Origin of the sequence: Paraburkholderia domus (genome assembly GCF_905220705.1) — a bacterium.
GTDB classification, from domain to species: Bacteria; Pseudomonadota; Gammaproteobacteria; order Burkholderiales; family Burkholderiaceae; genus Paraburkholderia; species Paraburkholderia domus.
In genome coordinates this window covers 25,641-40,723 of sequence record NZ_CAJNAT010000041.1, presented here as the reverse complement: position 1 = coordinate 40,723, position 15,083 = coordinate 25,641, and the positions used below count along the sequence as shown (strand labels likewise).

The following is a 15,083-nucleotide window of genomic DNA, read 5'->3' as shown; positions in this document are numbered from 1 at the left end:
ACCCGCACGTTCACCGCGAACCCGTTTGCGCCCCGGCCGCCTCGAAAATATCGCGCAACCACTGCGCAAACACCCGCACACGCGACGACAACTGGCGATTCTGCGGATACAGCACCGAAACCGGCATCGGTGGCGGCGGGAAGTCAGCGAGGATGATTTTCAGCCGTCCCGACGCCAGCTCTCCGGCCACGCGGTATTGCGGCACCTGCACGATGCCGAGCCCGGCCACCGCCGAACCCGTGTAGAGATCGGCGCCGGTCACCGATACCGCCGACGGCAGGTACATGGTCGTATCGCGGCCGTCGATTCTGAATTCGAGCGGCACCGGCTTGCCGGTCGCGCTGGACAGATAATTGACCGCCCGATGCGTGGACAAGGCCGCCGGATCGGCTGGCTCGCCATACGCCTCCAGATAAACCGGACTCGCCACCGTCACTTGCGGCAACTCCGCAACGCGCCGCCCCACCATCGACGAATCCTGCAGATTGCCCGCCCGCAACACGCAATCGACCCCCTCCCGCACGAGATCGACCAGCCGGTCATCCTCGCCGATCGTCAGTTCGATGTCGGGAAACCGCGCGAGAAACGCCGGTAGCGCCGGCACGACGAAGTGCCGCGCCAGGGTGCCCTGCAAATTCACGCGCAATAGGCCCTTCGGCGCGAGGTTGGAAAACGAACCCTCCGCCTCCTCCATGTCCGCGATCAACCGCACGCAGCGGCGGTAATACGCCTCGCCGTCGTGCGTGAGGCGTACCGAACGTGTGGTGCGCTCGAGAAGCCGCGCGCCGAGCCGCTGCTCCATGCGCTTCATCAGGTTGGTGACGGTAGCGCGCGGAATCTGCAGGTCATCCGAAGCGCGCGTGAAGCTTTGCCGCTCGGCAATTCGGATGAACACCCGCATTTCCTCGAAACGATCCATGGCCGATGCCTTTGTGCCGGACTGGCAATTTGGCGGCCTTCCGGTCAATTGTTAAAGCAAATGGAATGATGATGGCAAGTCTAACCGGATTATCTCAGCGATGAAAGCGACCATGATTCATCTCACCAACCCACCACACAGAAGGAAACGAATCATGAACACGATCAAGAACGCTCAAGTCGCCATCGTTACCGGCGCATCCCGCGGCATCGGCGCAGCGGTCGCGCAACGCCTCGCCAAGGACGGCTTCGCGATTGCCGTCAACTACGCATCCAGTTCGTCGGAAGCCGATGCGCTCGTCACGGAACTCACCGCGGCAGGCGCCAAGGCCATCGCAGTGAAGGCCGACGTTTCGAATGCCGACGATGTGCGTCGCATGTTCGAGACCACCGAACAGCAACTTGGCAAAGTGGACGTGCTGGTCAACAACGCCGGCGTGCTCAAGACGGTGCCGCTCGCCGACACCAGCGACGCGCTGTACGAGCAGACCTTCGACATCAACGTACGCGGCACCTTCAACACCCTGCGCGAAGCGGCCGCACGGATGAACACCGGCGGACGCATCGTCAACTTCTCGAGCACGACGCTTGCGCTGAACATGCCGGGCTATGCGATCTACAACGGCACCAAGGCCGCCGTCGAAGCCTTCACGCACGTGTTCGCCAAGGAATTGCGTGGCCGCAACATCACCGTCAACGCGGTTGCGCCAGGTCCGATCGCCACCTCGCTGTTCCTCGACGGCAAGACCGAAGAACAGATCCAGACCTTCGCGAAGATGCCGCCGCTACAACGCCTCGGCCAGCCGGACGACATCGCCTCCGTCGTGTCCTTCCTCGTCGGCCCGGATGCAGGCTGGGTCAACGGGCAGATCCTGCGCGCCAACGGCGGTGTGGCTTAGCTCAGTTTGAAAACGCGTAAAGAACCTTTCTCATAGCACTTTCAAACGTCGCATCACTTTCATCGAATCGGAGAAGAAAATGCAAAAGAACGTCATCCTGGTGACGGGCGCCGGTACGGGCATCGGCAAACTGACCGCGCAATCGTTGGCCGAAGCCGGCCATATCGTCTACGCGACGATGCGCGATGTCGAAGGACGCAACCAGCCGCGCGCCGACGAATTGCGGGCACTCGCCAAAGCGAAAAACATCCAGTTGTATCCGCTCGAACTCGATGTCCTGTCGCAAGCATCCGCCGATGCTGCCGCTGCGTCGATCATCCGCGAGCAAGGACGGCTCGACGTGGTGATGCAGAACGCGGGGCATCTGGTAGTTGGTCCGAGCGAAGCGTTCACGCCCGAAGAAATGGTGAAGGTGTTCGACACCAACCTGTTCGGCGCGCAGCGTGTGAACCGCGCGGTGCTGCCGTATCTGCGCCAGCAGGAAGCCGGCCTGATGGTGTGGATCAGCAGCACGACGACCAAGGGCGGTTTTCCTCCGTTCCTCGGCCCCTACGGCGCCGCAAAGGCCGCGATGGATTCTTTGGCGGTGACCCTTGCCTACGAAATCGCACGCTTCGGGATCGAAACCTCGATCGTGGTGCCCGGCGCGTTCACACGCGGCACCGCGCACTTTCCGAGCGCCGGCAAACCAGCCGATGTGGAACGCGCCGCCGCGTATGCACGCTATGACGGCGTGATGGATCAGATCGGCGAGCGCCTGTCCGAACTCACACCGGACGACGCCGATCCGCAAGCAGTGGCTGATGAAATCGTGCGAATCGTCGCGTTGCCTTCGGGCGAGCGGCCGATGCGCTCGGTGATCGACTTCGTCGGTGACGGCGCGCGTGAAGTGCTCGAAGTCTCGGAGCGCGTGCGCATCGAGTTCGCCAAACGGATCGGCATGGGTGATCTGCTCGAAGCGAAGGTCACGCGTTAATTGAGCATTGCGGCGAGGGACGTCAGGCGTGATTAACCGACCTTGGCGTCCCGCAGTTCCTTTCCCGCTTTAAAACACACGTTCATGAAACCTTCAATCCTGATCGCCTGCGCCGTGCTGCTGCCGTGTCTGGTCGCCGCATGCGATGCACAACCGCAGCAGCCGGACGCGTCCATCAACACGCGGAGCACAGAAATGAAACCCTCAGTGACTTACCTTCATTTGCTGAAGCACACGCCCTTCTTCACGAGTCTGACGACCGAACAACTGCGTTGGGTGATCAGCCATTCGCAAGAATGGGAAGCGCAACCCGACACGGTGGTCGCGCAATGCAACGGCAGAGCGCACGATGTCGCGAGCGATCAAGGCATGTGGATTCTTCTGGACGGCGGCTGGCAGATCGAACACGGCCAACAGGCGTATCCGGCTGGCCACGCGAGTGCGGGGAAATGGTTTAGCGCAGCGGTGACCGATCAGCCGTGCCGCCTCGTTACGACCGAACACAGCTATGTGATGAAGATCGAACGCGCCGACTTCGACGCGATGCTCGAACAAGGTTTCGCATTCGACCAACATCTCAATGCAGGCCGTCGCTACTACAGCGACCTGTTCACCACTCCGGCCGAACTCGTCAAATAGCAGTCGAGCCGGAGCGAGTTGTCACGTAGCGACAGGCAAAAGGACGCGCTTAAACCGCCTTCGGATTACGCTCCACAAATCCTTCCTGATGCCAGTACGGATACGCGGGAGGTACAGCGCTGGCGGCGTCGAGTTTCGCCACCTGTTCGGGCGTCAGATTCCAACCTACCGCGCCGAGGTTCTGCCGCAACTGCTCTTCGTTGCGCGCGCCGATCAGCACCGTCGATACGGTAGGCCGCTGCAGCAGCCAGTTCAGCGCGATTTGCGGCACGGTCTTGCCGGTTTCGGCGGCCACTTCGTCGATCGCATCGAGCACGCGGAACAGATACTCGTCCGGTACCGGTGGCCCCATGTCGGCGGTTTTATGCAGACGGCTCGTTTCAGGCAAGGGCTGACCACGCTTGATCTTGCCGGTGAGACGCCCCCAGCCAAGCGGACTCCACACCACCGCACCCACACCTTGATCGACGCCGAGCGGCATCAACTCCCACTCGTAATCTCGGCCGATCAACGAATAGTAAGTCTGATTCGCGACATAGCGCGGATAGCCGTAACGATCCGCGGTGTCCTGCGATTTCATCAGGTGCCAGCCGGAAAAATTCGACACACCGGTGTAGCGGATCTTGCCGGCGCGCACGAGATCGTCGAGCGTCGACATGACTTCGACGATCGGCGTCTTTGCGTCGAAACCGTGCAACTGGAACAGATCGATGTAGTCGGTTTGCAGACGTTTGAGCGCTGCGTCCACCGCCTGAATCAGATGGAAGCGCGAGGAGCCGACATTGTTCGGACCCTCGTCGAAACGGAAGGTCGCCTTGGTCGAGATGATGGCTTTGTCGCGCTTGCCCTTGAGCGCTTCACCGAGCACCGACTCTGAAGCACCGCTCGAATAGATGTCGGCGCTGTCGAACATCGTGACGCCCGCATCGAAACAGATATCGATCAGGCGACGCGCCTCGGCGACGTCGGTGGCGCCCCACTCCTGGAAAAATTCACCCTTGCCGCCGAATGTGGCGGTGCCGAAACTCAGTACCGGTACCTTGAAACCGGATGCACCCAGATGTCTGTATTCCATTGACGTATCTCCGTGGCCTGGCCGTCGATAAGCGGACGTTCAGTCTACGCGCGTCTGCGCAAACGTGCCGGCGAGTTCGCAGTGTCGCGATGGATTGCGCTCTCATCAACGAGCGCGGTGAAAGCAACGACGTGAGGCGTACAGCGCCGCCCTTTTCGGCCACGGCACAGCTAAGGCATTAACTTTATTGCATCACCGGTTTTCCCGCGGCGCTCAACGCGGCCAGCGCGTCACGCGCACTTCGAATCACGCTGTCCCAATCGCCCAATGCCGGCTGCCGGAATAACCTCGCTTGCGCATACCAGGGCGTATCGGTACGTTCGAGCATCCAGCGCCAGCATGTGTCGAAGCGGTTCAGAATCCATACCGGCTTGTCCAGCGCGCCGGCCAGATGCGCGGTGGACGTGTCCACCGATATCACCAGATCGAGGTTTGCCACCAGTGCGGCCGTGTCGGCGAAGTCCTCGAGTTCTTCCGTGTAGTCAACAACGTCGGGAGGCGAATCGTTGCGCGGCAATTGCAGCGCCGACGGTCCTTTTTGCAGGCTGAAGAACTGCACGTTCGGCACGTCGAGAATCGGAGCGAGTCGTTCAAACGCAATCGAACGGCGCGCGTCGTTCTTGCGGAGCTCGGCGACATGCGGCCGGTTCCCGCCCGCCCAGACGAGTCCGACTTTCAGGCGCCCTTCCGCTTGTGCTGCGATACGCTCGTGCCATTCACGCGTTGCTTGCGGGTCGGCGAACAGATAAGGCGTCTTTGCGGGAATACTTGCGAGATCGGTCTTGAACGCGAGCGGCAGACTCAGCAATGGGCAGTGACAGTCGAACGGCGGCAGTGCTTGCCCTGCTTCGATCAATTGATCCACACCGTCGAGCGTGGACATTAGCCGCATCAATTCACTCGGTACTTCCAGCACGACTTTTGCGCCGAGCTTCGACACCCTCTCCGCATAGCGGCAAAACTGCAGCGTGTCGCCTAGACCCTGCTCGGCGTGCAACAGAATCGTTTTGCCGTCGATTGAAAAATCGCCCAGCCAGAGCGGTTGCGTAAAGGTGCGCCTGCCTGCTTTGATCCGGCTTCGCTCCCAGCGCCATTCGTATTCCTTCCAACCTGCTTCTAACTGCCCCATCTGCAACAGACACAACGACCGGTTCCAATGCGTCTCGGCAGTGTCGGGATTCACGGCCAGCGCGCGCTCATAACTCTGCAACGCCTGCGCGTGGTCATTGAGATCGACCTGAGTCAGGCCGAGGTTGTTCCAAGCATCGGCAAATGCAGGGGCGAGTTCGAGCGCACGCTGATAGCTTTGCCTCGCCTCATCCGGCTGGTTCAGATCGCTCAGTGCGTTACCGCGATTGCTCCATGCGTCCGGATAGTTCGGCTGCAGTGCAAGCGCGTGATCGCAGCTTGTCAGAGCATCCGCGGGACGGCCCAGATCGCGCAGCACACAGGCGCGATTGTTCCAGGCTTGCACGAAATCCGGCATCAAGGCGATAGCGCGATCAAAACTGTCGAGCGCTTCGCGCGGCAAGTTCAGGCCGGCTTGCGCATTGCCGCGGTTGTTTAGTGCGTCAGGAAATCTGGCTTGCAATGCGAGCGCGCGATCGGCACTCCCGAGTGCTTCGTCGAAACGTTGCAAGGCATTGAGCGCATAGGCGAGATTCGAATGAAGCGGCGCCTGTCTCGAATTGACGGCGAGCGCCCTTTTTAGGAACTCGAAACCCTCTTGTACACGCCCCGCTTGCAGCGCGAGCGAGCCCAGCAATTGCAGCGCATCGAAATGGCGTGGCTTGAGTTCGAGAATCTCACGATAGAGTTCTTCGGCCTCGGCGAATGCGCCGTTCTGCTGAAGCGCGACGGCTTGCCGAAGCATATGGTCCAACTGTTGCGGAAGATTGGCAGGCTTGCTCATGAGGTGAGCTTTGATTGAATGCACGTGGAATCGGGAAACCGCTTTCGAATTGCCTGGGTCGCGCTGAAAGCCGCGTAGGCCAGGCCCGAAAGAACGAAGCCGATTATCGCCGAAAAGTATGCATTCAGCCTGCTGTGTGCACGCGGCCGTGATTGTCCGCGAGCGAGCGGGTCGCTGCGGGCTTTGCAGGCGTTCTAGCTGATACCGCCTGGTGACGGCGCGTCACGCCGCAACGTGACGCGCGTTGGGTACCTCAATGTGCCGCGTGTGGGGCTTATTGGGCGGTCAGATGCTTGCGCTTGGCGAGATCCTGAGCCATCGCGTAATGCTCCTGGATGGTCGGCAGTGCCTTCTTCGCCACGTCCTTCAACTGCTCGTCGCGGCCCGAGGCGATTTCCGCCTGGAATGCCGACAGCGCTTTCTGTTCGCCGGCGAGCGCGACCTGCTCGATGTAAGTCTTGTCGAAGTCGGCGCCGCGCAGGTTATTGATGCTCGCGAGCACCGCTGCATCCGGATCGTTTTTCGGCACGTCGACCCCACGCGGGCTCGCGGCGCGCAGCGCGTCCGAAATTTTTGCGTTGTCGCTCGACACGCGTTCTGCGAATGCCTTCACGTCGCGGTCGGTGGAACGCGAGGTGGCAATGCGTGCGGCGTCGCGTTGCGTGGCGACATCCTTGGTGGCGTCGGCGATGAAGGCCTGGTCGGCGGCATGAATACGTGCGGCGTCCGGCGCGGTTTGAGCACTGGCTGCGGTAGCGACGACCATAAGGCTGGCCATGCAGGCACTGGTGATAGTGGCGAGAGGCAAGCGGATCATACGTTCTCCTTGGAGTGGAAGCGAAACGACGGCGATGCGCGTGTGCCTGCGCCACTGCGTGCGATTGCCTTGATACCTTGCAAGTCGCTTGCGACTGGCTAACGGCGCCGCGCTCTTATCGCTGTGCATTCTAGGAGCCGCGCTACCCATCATGTGAAACCATGCTGTCGCTTCTGTAACGTTAGGTAACCTTCATACGAATTACCCGCTTTTGCTGTAGGGCCGCGCCCCTCTTCCTGCATCGAATAACGGCTGGTGTTAACCAGAAAGCATAAGTAAACCGTCTGAAATCACTGAACTTTCCTGCTGCTGCGCCGATAACAAAAAAGTAGGGCACGCGCCAGGGCCGAACGAAAGGGTTGCATGGCGCACCATTTGCACCGCAATCCCTGGAGAGTTTCGATGGCAGTAGACCACCGCGCGAACGACGAACGCAGCAACCTGACGAGTTCCAACAAGTTTGAGTTGTTGCTGTATCGGCTGGGATGTGTTCCCGGCAGCGACGCGCATGAGCTTTACGGCATCAACGTCTTCAAAGTGCGTGAAATCTCGACGATGCCACTGGTCACGCCGATCGCGGGTTCTTCGCCATACGTCATGGGCGCTGTGGACATTCGCGGGCAGATCATTCCGGTGATCGATTTACCGCGCCTGATGGGCTGCGAGCCGACGCGAGGCTTGAACATTTTGCTGGTGACGGAATTCGCACGTTCGACGCAGGCGTTTGCGGTCGAAGAAGTGGATGACATCGTGCGGCTCGAGTGGAATCAGGTGTTGTCCGCCGAGGGCACCGCGGGAGGCAATCTGGTGACGAGCATCGCGCGTATCGACGGCAACACCGGCGACTCGCGGCTTGCCCAGGTGATCGATGTGGAGCAGGTGTTGCGCGATGTATTTCCGTCGCAGCATCCGAGCGTCGACCCCACCTCCGTGGGTGAAGCGCTTGGCATTCGCCGTGGCGCGAAGATTCTCGCCGCTGACGATTCCGGGTTTGCACGCAAGCTGATCGAGCAGGCGTTGAGCGCGATCGGCGCGGATTACGTGATGACCAAGACCGGCGAGGAGGCGTGGAATACGTTGCAGAAGGCCGCGCGTGAAGCGCAGTCTAACGGCACGCGGGTGAAGGATAGTATTGCACTGGTGTTGACCGATCTCGAGATGCCGGAGATGGATGGGTTCATGTTGACTCGTCAGATCAAGGCTGACGAGCGGACCCGGGATATTCCGGTGATCATTCATTCTTCTTTGACCGGCGCCGCTAATGAGGCGCATGTGAAGAATGCTGGCGCGAATGGGTATGTGGCGAAGTTTGCAGCCGCTGAGCTGGCTGATGCTATTCGTAATGCGCTGGGGGGGGTGCCTGCGGCGGAGGGGGTTGTTTGAAGGTGGGGGTTTTGCCTGCGGCGCTTGTTTCTGTATGCCTGTGGCGTTGGCCTTTCCTTGTTTTGTTAGTGGTTGATTAGCGTTGCCCCTGTGCGGGGCGGCACCTACTTCTCTTTGCTGCTGCAAAGAGAAGTAGGCAAGAGAAAGCAGCTCACACCGCCAGCTCATAAGTGGGTCCCCTAGCTTGGAGGGGATCGTGGTGCATCTGGAATCTGTGCCCTCGCACATTCTGCGTTGGTGACAAAGGCGTCATACTTCCGGCGGCGCTGCGCGCGCCGAAGCGTGCTCCATAAAACCGACCACTACGTTTCGTACTCGCGCTTCATTCGGCGCTTCATTCGGCACTTCGCCGAGGCGAAGCCGACGGCCTCCGCTACGCCCAACCGAAGCCATGGGTTTGCATGATGAACCCTTCCGGCGAGCACGGTGTGCGCCGCCGGAAGTATGAATGCCTTGTCACCAGGGCTGAATGTGCGAGGGCACAGATTCCAGATGCACCACTACCGTAACTGCGCGGGGGACCCGCTTAAGAATTGGCGGTGTGAGCTGCTTTCTCTTGCCTACTTCTCTTTGCAGCAGCAAAGAGAAGTAGGTGCCGCCCCGCACAGGGGCAACGCTAATAAACCACTAAAAAAAAGGAAAGGCCAACGCCATAAGAACACAGACAAACAAAGCGCCGAGCAGGCAAAACCAACAAACAACCCGCGCCGCAGGCAAAAAAACCAGCATAAAAACCCAATTTCTATGTGACCATACCCAAACCCCAACCCGCACGGAGTGCAAAGGCAAAATGCAACAACCAGACCCACTCCATCCCCTGCGCCCCTTCCTGAAAAACTACGTGTGGGAACACGGCCACATCGGCACTCGCTACATAAACTGCGCCACCGGCGAAATCGCCTTCGATGACGGCAAAAAATCCCGCTTCGCCGCAGAAAAATACCTCTACGTCCCGCTAGACAAAGACGCTACGGACGACCCGCTCGTCACCGGCCCCTCAACTCAGGATGCCGCCCTCGCGCGCTTCCTCCGCGCCGCGCAACTCGGCAAACCCGAAGAAGCCGGCTCCGCCGCAGAAGTCCAACGCGCCGTTCACGATTGCGTCGACCTGGCCATCTTCAGCGCCTATCAACACGATGCGCTGCAAGCAGTCGATCGCTACACCCAGGAAGCCATGTTCGACGACGAAATCCGCGCAGCACTCGTCGACGATATTCGCCGGGTTTACAGGCCGATGCGCGAACAACTCGCGCTCTATGACTTCACCGTGCTGCATGGTCTGCCCACGCCGCTTCTCTTCAGCGATTCGCCATTTATCGACTGGCGCGTGCGCGTCAAGCCGGCCATGCCGTTCGTCTCGCTGCCCCTCGGGCCCTACGCATTGCTGGTCGGCACGCCGTCTGGAAGAACCAGCCGCGCTGCACCCGTCGCGTGGAAAACCGCCGTCTCGATGGGCGCGCTAAAGGATCACAATCGCCTGATGGTCGAGCGCGCCCGTCTTTGGATCGTGGCCACCAGCGACGATCAACTGGTAGCCATTCAAGATCGCTTCAAGAAAGACGACGCATAAGCGGCACCGCCCCGCATACCTTCACGCCTGGCGGTGCGGATGCGCTTCGAGCGCAAGCGAAAATGCCAGATGGCCGATTTCTATACCCATGGTGTTGATCATCGGCGGCGCATGAAACGCACGCAGTTGTGCACGCTGTTCAGGGCTACCAATATCGAGTCGCGCGAGCAGTTCAGCAACGGTCGCATACAGCACGCCGATGTTGCCGTCCTCCACCTTCACCGCAATGCCGAGTGCACCGTCGGCGCCCAGCCGCGCAGTCTGCCGCGAGGCCCTAACGCCGATTGCATAGCTGCCGTCGGCGCCAACCTTGCCGATCAGCGCACCATCGAATGCCCGCATCAGCGCGGTACAGAAGCGCCCCTCGCCTGCCACCCACTCCGGATGCGCCGCCATCGCACGATAGATGCGTGCGAGCGCCGCAGTGCGTGGCGGAATGGAAGAAGAAGCGGCAGTGGAAACCGACGTCTCGTCCTCCGCTGCAGCGAGCTTCGCGAACAGACGGGCGAGGCGGTCGAGCGCGAACGCCGGCGTCGGCAGATTGCAACCGTCGATCGACCATTGCACCGCGTCGTCCGGCAAGTCGCATACCTCGGCGACGGTATGCTTCACGCGCACCTGTAACGGATGCTCCGGCAGTTCATAACCGCTAATCGCCGCCCCGATCGAACGCGCCCCGGCAAGCATGCCGGCGTGCTTGCCCGAGCAATTGCTGCACACGGCGCCCGGTCTGAAATCACGCTTCAGCCAGTCGACATAGACGGCGTCGGACAGCGGGGGATGCCCGCCGCAACGCAGATCGGTTTCGCTGACCTGCACCTTGGCCAGCATCTGACGCGCACGTTCAATGTGACGCGCCTCGCTGCTGTGCGATGCGCACATGAGTGCGAGATCGGTTTCGTCGAATCCGAAACGCTCGAGCGCGCCGGTTTCCAGCACCGCCAGGGCCTGTGCGGGCTTTGCAGCGGAGCGTACCAGCGTGATACGTGACGGATCGCCGAATGAATACAGCAGGCGGCCGTCGGCCTGTACCACCGCGACATGGGCGATGTGCGTGTTCTCGATGGCTTCGCCGCGATAGACAGTCGCCGCAATCGGCCGGGTTTCGTAAGAGCTCATATTCGTTCTCCTCCTGATCGCATCGATCGTGCGATCGTTATGAATCGTGGTGACGCGAGCGATTCTACGTTCGTCTTTCGTTCAATCCAAACCGATGCTGTACGACCACGGCATGCGAGCATGGTGCATGACGAGTTGGACCTGTGCTTAAGCTGCCTCGGGAATATGCTCGACGAGGTAGTCGATCAGCGCCCTCACCTTCGGCGGCAAGAAACGGTTCGGCGGATACAGCAGCCACACCGATCCCACGTAAGCGCGCGCTTCGAGATTCCAGTCGGGCAGCACTTGCACAAGCTCGCCGCTTTGCAATGCATCGGTGGCGGCAAACTCAGGCAAGTTCGCGATGCCGAAATCCTGCTGCGCAGCTTCGAGCCGTGCGCCCGCATGATTGGCGATGTAACGCCCTTTCACGTCGACGCTTTGGGTCTCCGTGCCGCGGCGAAAGCGCCAGCGGTTGTCGTCGGCAGTTTCGCCGAGGTAGATGCAATCGTGCTTGAGAAGATCGCGCGGTTGCGCCGGCATACCGCGCTCACGCAAATAAGCCGGCGATGCACCCAGCAGCCAGCGCACTGTGCCCAGCCTGCGTCCCGCGAGTCCTTGCGGTGGATGCTCGGTGAGACGGATCACCAGATCGACATCGTCGGCGAGCGGGTCGACGTCGTGGTCGGTGAAAAGCAGTTGCAGGTCGACTTCATCGTAGGCGCGCAGAAAGCCGGGAATCAGCGGGTGAATCACGGTCTTCGCGAACGCGGTCGGCGCGCTCACGCGCACTTTGCCTTGCGGTCTGTCGGCCAGTTGCCCGGCGGCATCCACCGCGCCCGATGCGGCGCTCACCATATCGCGGCAGAAGCGCGCCACCTGAGCCCCCGATTCTGTGACTCGCACGGTGCGCGTGGACCGTTCGAGCAGGCGTGTCGCCAACGCATCCTCGAGGCGCTTGATCTGGCGGCTGACAGTTGACGGCGTACTGCCGAGTTGACGCGCGGCTACCGAAAAATTGCCGGCATCGACGACGCGCGCGAAAACCGCCATGTCCGGCAGCAAGGCGAAAAGGTCGGTTGGGTTCATCGTCGAGCGCTCGCGAGGTTGAGCCGATTAATGCATTTTCGACACAAATGCTACGCACATCGACCCGATTATCGCCTCACAAGCAAAGTTCGACAATACGCTCTCATCTGCCCGAGGTCCGCCATGTCGAAACAAGAACGCCTGCTTCTGCTCTCCGATCTGATGCTGCTCGCCGTCGCCGTGGTCTGGGGCACCAGTTACGGCGTCGTCAAAAGCGCCCTGGTGTTCTATCCGGTTCTGGGTTTGCTGGCGCTGCGCTTCGGCATTACCTTCGTGATCCTGTCGCCCACCTTGCGCCATTTGCGCGCCGCCGACGCCCGCACGCTGCGCGGTGTACTGATCGCGGGCGCCCTGCTGCTCGCCATCTTTCTCTGCGAAACCTTCGGTATTCTGCTGACCCGCGCGGCCAACGCGGCGTTTCTGATCAGCCTGTGCGTGGTGCTGACGCCGCTCGTCGAATGGTGGATGCTCAAGCGCAAGCCGAGCCGCATCGAATGGGCGGCGGTCGCGCTTTCACTGGTCGGCGCCTGGCTGCTGGCGGGGGATGGCGCGCTGAGTTTCAATCCCGGCGACGCGCTGATTTTGCTCGCCGCGCTGTTGCGCGCGCTGACTGTGTGTGTGACTAAACGCGTGATGCGCGACTCCGCGTTGCCACCCTTGTCGGTGACGGCGGTTCAGTCGGGTGTGGTGGCATTCGGCAGCGCCGCGGTGGCGATGCTGTTTGCGCCGCAACAGTGGCAGCCCGTGCCGTCGCTCGCCGGGCACGCCTTATTCTGGGGCTACATCGGCTATCTGGTGGTCGCGTGCACGCTGTTCGCGTTCTTCGCGCAAAACTTCGCGATCAAACGCAGCAGCCCGACGCGTGTGTCGTTGCTGATGGGCAGCGAGCCCGCCTTTGGTGCGCTGTTCGCGTGCCTCTGGTTGGGTGAACGGATTTCAACGGCGGCCTGGATCGGCGGCGCGTTGATCGTCGCGGCATCCATTCTCGCGACGGTGCGATGGACAGCGTTCCGTGTGAGCACGGCAGGCGCCTAAAGAACTGAAAGCAATCCGCGCCGATCGCTGCACACGCAATTGTCAACTCCAGGGCGCGGTGCTCGCGCACGAAAAGCGAGCGGCCGAGGAAGTCTTGGCGTTGCGCGATTTCAGCCTCAAGCGCCTCGATCAACTGCTCGGCGCCAGCGCCTCTTCCCGGCCCAGCGAACGCGTGCGCTTGAGTTCCGGAAAGAACCGCATCCACAGCAAGGCAACGGCGATCGTCGCGATGCCACCCACCAGCACGGCCGGTTGTGCACCCCACCACCCTGCTGTCACGCCGGATTCGAATTCACCTAATTGATTCGATGTCCCGATGAAAAGTGAATTGACCGCGCTGACGCGGCCCAGCATCTCGTCAGGCGTGCGCAGTTGGACGAGCGACAGGCGCACCACGACGCTGATGGTGTCCGATGCGCCCAGCACCATGAGCGCGAAGAGCGACACGAAAAAATGATGCGACAGACCAAACACGACCGTGGCCGCCCCAAACGCGATCACGCCACCGAACATCGCAGCGCCGGGCCGGTTGCGCAGGGGGAAATGGGCGAGCCAGATGGTGCCCGCGAGCGCGCCGATGGCGGTGCCCGAGCGCAACAGGCCGAGACCGAGCGGCCCTGTGTGCAGGATGTCACGTGCAAAAACCGGCAGCAGGGCCGTCGCGCCGCCGAATAGCACCGCGAACAGATCGAGCGAGAGTGCGCCGAGTATCACAGGTTCCTTGCGGATAAAAGCAATGCCCGAGAACACCGACTCAAGCGTGACTGGCGCGCGGCTCGCCAGCCTGGCTTGCAATGGGATGCCCCACACGGAGGCTGCAGCGGCAGCGAACGATAGCGTGCATGCGAGATACGCTGCGCCCGGACCGATGCCGTAAAGCAGGCCGCCCAAGGCGGGCCCTGCAATCTGGGCGGATTGATTCGCGGAGGTGGCCCACGCCGTGGCTTTCGGCAATTGTCCACGTGGCACGACGCCCGGCAATAGCGAGGCAACCGCAGGCGATTCGAAAGCGCGGGCCGCGCCCACGCATGCGGCCAGTACATAAATGACGGGTGCGCTGATCCAGCCACCGAAGGTGCCAAAAGCAAATAGCAATGCAGCGACACTTTCGAGGCTTTGACAGATGGCCGCTATCCGGCGACGGTCGTAGCGGTCGGCGACGTGGCCGACCACGAGCGTCAGCACGAACATAGGCAGGAATTGGGCGAGACCGACGAGGCCCAGTGCGAAGGCGCTATGCGTTAGCGCGTAGATGTGCCAGCCCATTGCTACTGCGAGCATCTGGAACGACAGCGATGAAAGGATGCGGGTACTCCAGAAGCGCTGAAAGGCGGGGTGTTTTGGCAAACTGAAGCCAGGGTCGCCGGTGGGATCGGCAGGAGGTGGAGGCATTGGTTTCTTGCTCGCTACTAGACTGGCTTGGGCGGCAAGTAGTTTAGAGCAAGTTTATTTATTTTGCTTTTACGCTGCCGCGATCGGCAACGGCGACAAACGCCTGCACACTTTCTCTCATCGCTCCGCTTCATTTGCACAAAGACAGTTGCCTCAAGACAGCGCGGCAGAACACCACACGGCAATTCCTCGTGGCCCCAAAAACGAGACCTTCCCTGGATCTACAGATGATCTCGAGATTTCCCTACGATGGAACTTGCTCTCACTATTGCCGGAACAG

The 15,083-nt window shown here is 61.1% G+C and carries 13 protein-coding genes; 6 read left to right on the top strand and 7 right to left on the bottom strand.

Going from position 1 to position 15,083, the window contains the following annotated elements; genetic code table 11:
* Positions 1–10: 10 nt before the first annotated feature.
* Positions 11–919, bottom strand: coding sequence for a LysR family transcriptional regulator (locus tag KHO31_RS35755; protein WP_211625648.1), 909 nt, complete (start codon positions 917–919; stop codon positions 11–13).
* A gap of 154 nt (positions 920–1,073) precedes the next feature.
* Between KHO31_RS35755 and KHO31_RS35750 the strand changes: the two genes are divergently transcribed.
* The 3 genes from KHO31_RS35750 to KHO31_RS35740 all read left to right on the top strand — a co-directional run bounded on the left by KHO31_RS35750 (position 1,074) and on the right by KHO31_RS35740 (position 3,432).
* A complete protein-coding gene (locus tag KHO31_RS35750) occupies positions 1,074–1,817 on the top strand; it encodes an SDR family oxidoreductase (RefSeq protein ID WP_211625645.1) in 744 nt (247 codons plus the stop codon).
* A 79-nt stretch (positions 1,818–1,896) separates the two neighbouring features.
* Positions 1,897–2,793 carry an SDR family oxidoreductase gene (locus KHO31_RS35745; protein WP_211625643.1) on the top strand — a complete coding sequence of 299 codons (897 nt, stop codon included), beginning with the start codon at positions 1,897–1,899 and terminating at the stop codon, positions 2,791–2,793.
* A gap of 84 nt (positions 2,794–2,877) precedes the next feature.
* Positions 2,878–3,432: a cyclic nucleotide-binding domain-containing protein gene (locus KHO31_RS35740; RefSeq protein ID WP_211625641.1), complete on the top strand. Its 555-nt coding sequence runs from the start codon at positions 2,878–2,880 to the stop codon at positions 3,430–3,432.
* 49 nt (positions 3,433–3,481) lie between these two features.
* On the opposite strand, the gene KHO31_RS35735 is transcribed toward KHO31_RS35740, so the two are convergent.
* From KHO31_RS35735 to KHO31_RS35725, 3 genes are all read right to left on the bottom strand, one after another.
* Complete coding sequence (locus KHO31_RS35735; protein ID WP_201084189.1) at positions 3,482–4,507, bottom strand: aldo/keto reductase; 1,026 nt, start codon at positions 4,505–4,507, stop codon at positions 3,482–3,484.
* 184 nt (positions 4,508–4,691) lie between these two features.
* The gene (locus KHO31_RS35730) at positions 4,692–6,419 is read right to left on the bottom strand and encodes a tetratricopeptide repeat protein (protein ID WP_211625639.1); all 1,728 of its coding nucleotides are present in this window, start codon (positions 6,417–6,419) and stop codon (positions 4,692–4,694) included.
* A gap of 274 nt (positions 6,420–6,693) precedes the next feature.
* On the bottom strand, positions 6,694–7,236 hold the full coding sequence (locus KHO31_RS35725; protein ID WP_201084191.1) for a DUF4142 domain-containing protein: 543 nt from the start codon (positions 7,234–7,236) through the stop codon (positions 6,694–6,696).
* Between the two features lie 402 nt (positions 7,237–7,638).
* Between KHO31_RS35725 and KHO31_RS35720 the strand changes: the two genes are divergently transcribed.
* Complete coding sequence (locus KHO31_RS35720; protein ID WP_201084192.1) at positions 7,639–8,619, top strand: chemotaxis protein; 981 nt, start codon at positions 7,639–7,641, stop codon at positions 8,617–8,619.
* 790 nt (positions 8,620–9,409) lie between these two features.
* Positions 9,410–10,189 (top strand): hypothetical protein, encoded by a 780-nt coding sequence (locus KHO31_RS35715; RefSeq protein ID WP_211625637.1) that lies wholly within the window; start codon positions 9,410–9,412, stop codon positions 10,187–10,189.
* Between the two features lie 21 nt (positions 10,190–10,210).
* Here KHO31_RS35715 and KHO31_RS35710 read toward each other — a convergent pair whose 3' ends face one another.
* Both KHO31_RS35710 and KHO31_RS35705 read right to left on the bottom strand, forming a co-directional pair.
* On the bottom strand, positions 10,211–11,308 hold the full coding sequence (locus KHO31_RS35710; RefSeq protein WP_201084194.1) for an asparaginase: 1,098 nt from the start codon (positions 11,306–11,308) through the stop codon (positions 10,211–10,213).
* Between the two features lie 147 nt (positions 11,309–11,455).
* Positions 11,456–12,376 carry a LysR family transcriptional regulator gene (locus KHO31_RS35705; protein ID WP_211625635.1) on the bottom strand — a complete coding sequence of 307 codons (921 nt, stop codon included), beginning with the start codon at positions 12,374–12,376 and terminating at the stop codon, positions 11,456–11,458.
* Between the two features lie 123 nt (positions 12,377–12,499).
* Here KHO31_RS35705 and KHO31_RS35700 point away from each other — a divergent pair, with 123 nt between their 5' ends.
* Positions 12,500–13,411, top strand: a complete 912-nt coding sequence (locus KHO31_RS35700) for a DMT family transporter (protein WP_211625632.1) — start codon at positions 12,500–12,502, stop codon at positions 13,409–13,411.
* A 129-nt stretch (positions 13,412–13,540) separates the two neighbouring features.
* Here the strand turns inward: KHO31_RS35700 and KHO31_RS35695 are convergent, their stop codons facing one another.
* Positions 13,541–14,803 (bottom strand): MFS transporter, encoded by a 1,263-nt coding sequence (locus KHO31_RS35695; RefSeq protein WP_201084197.1) that lies wholly within the window; start codon positions 14,801–14,803, stop codon positions 13,541–13,543.
* Positions 14,804–15,083 lie beyond the last annotated feature (280 nt).

What these genes read in the sequence shown, in the direction of transcription:
- KHO31_RS35755 (WP_211625648.1), bottom strand. Translation starts at nt 919, where the DNA reads ATGGATCGTTTCGAGGAAATGCGGGTGTTCATCCGAATTGCCGAGCGG.
- KHO31_RS35750 (WP_211625645.1), top strand. Translation starts at nt 1,074, where the DNA reads ATGAACACGATCAAGAACGCTCAAGTCGCCATCGTTACCGGCGCATCC.
- KHO31_RS35745 (WP_211625643.1), top strand. Translation starts at nt 1,897, where the DNA reads ATGCAAAAGAACGTCATCCTGGTGACGGGCGCCGGTACGGGCATCGGC.
- KHO31_RS35740 (WP_211625641.1), top strand. Translation starts at nt 2,878, where the DNA reads ATGAAACCTTCAATCCTGATCGCCTGCGCCGTGCTGCTGCCGTGTCTG.
- KHO31_RS35735 (WP_201084189.1), bottom strand. Translation starts at nt 4,507, where the DNA reads ATGGAATACAGACATCTGGGTGCATCCGGTTTCAAGGTACCGGTACTG.
- KHO31_RS35730 (WP_211625639.1), bottom strand. Translation starts at nt 6,419, where the DNA reads ATGAGCAAGCCTGCCAATCTTCCGCAACAGTTGGACCATATGCTTCGG.
- KHO31_RS35725 (WP_201084191.1), bottom strand. Translation starts at nt 7,236, where the DNA reads ATGATCCGCTTGCCTCTCGCCACTATCACCAGTGCCTGCATGGCCAGC.
- KHO31_RS35720 (WP_201084192.1), top strand. Translation starts at nt 7,639, where the DNA reads ATGGCAGTAGACCACCGCGCGAACGACGAACGCAGCAACCTGACGAGT.
- KHO31_RS35715 (WP_211625637.1), top strand. Translation starts at nt 9,410, where the DNA reads ATGCAACAACCAGACCCACTCCATCCCCTGCGCCCCTTCCTGAAAAAC.
- KHO31_RS35710 (WP_201084194.1), bottom strand. Translation starts at nt 11,308, where the DNA reads ATGAGCTCTTACGAAACCCGGCCGATTGCGGCGACTGTCTATCGCGGC.
- KHO31_RS35705 (WP_211625635.1), bottom strand. Translation starts at nt 12,376, where the DNA reads ATGAACCCAACCGACCTTTTCGCCTTGCTGCCGGACATGGCGGTTTTC.
- KHO31_RS35700 (WP_211625632.1), top strand. Translation starts at nt 12,500, where the DNA reads ATGTCGAAACAAGAACGCCTGCTTCTGCTCTCCGATCTGATGCTGCTC.
- KHO31_RS35695 (WP_201084197.1), bottom strand. Translation starts at nt 14,803, where the DNA reads ATGCCTCCACCTCCTGCCGATCCCACCGGCGACCCTGGCTTCAGTTTG.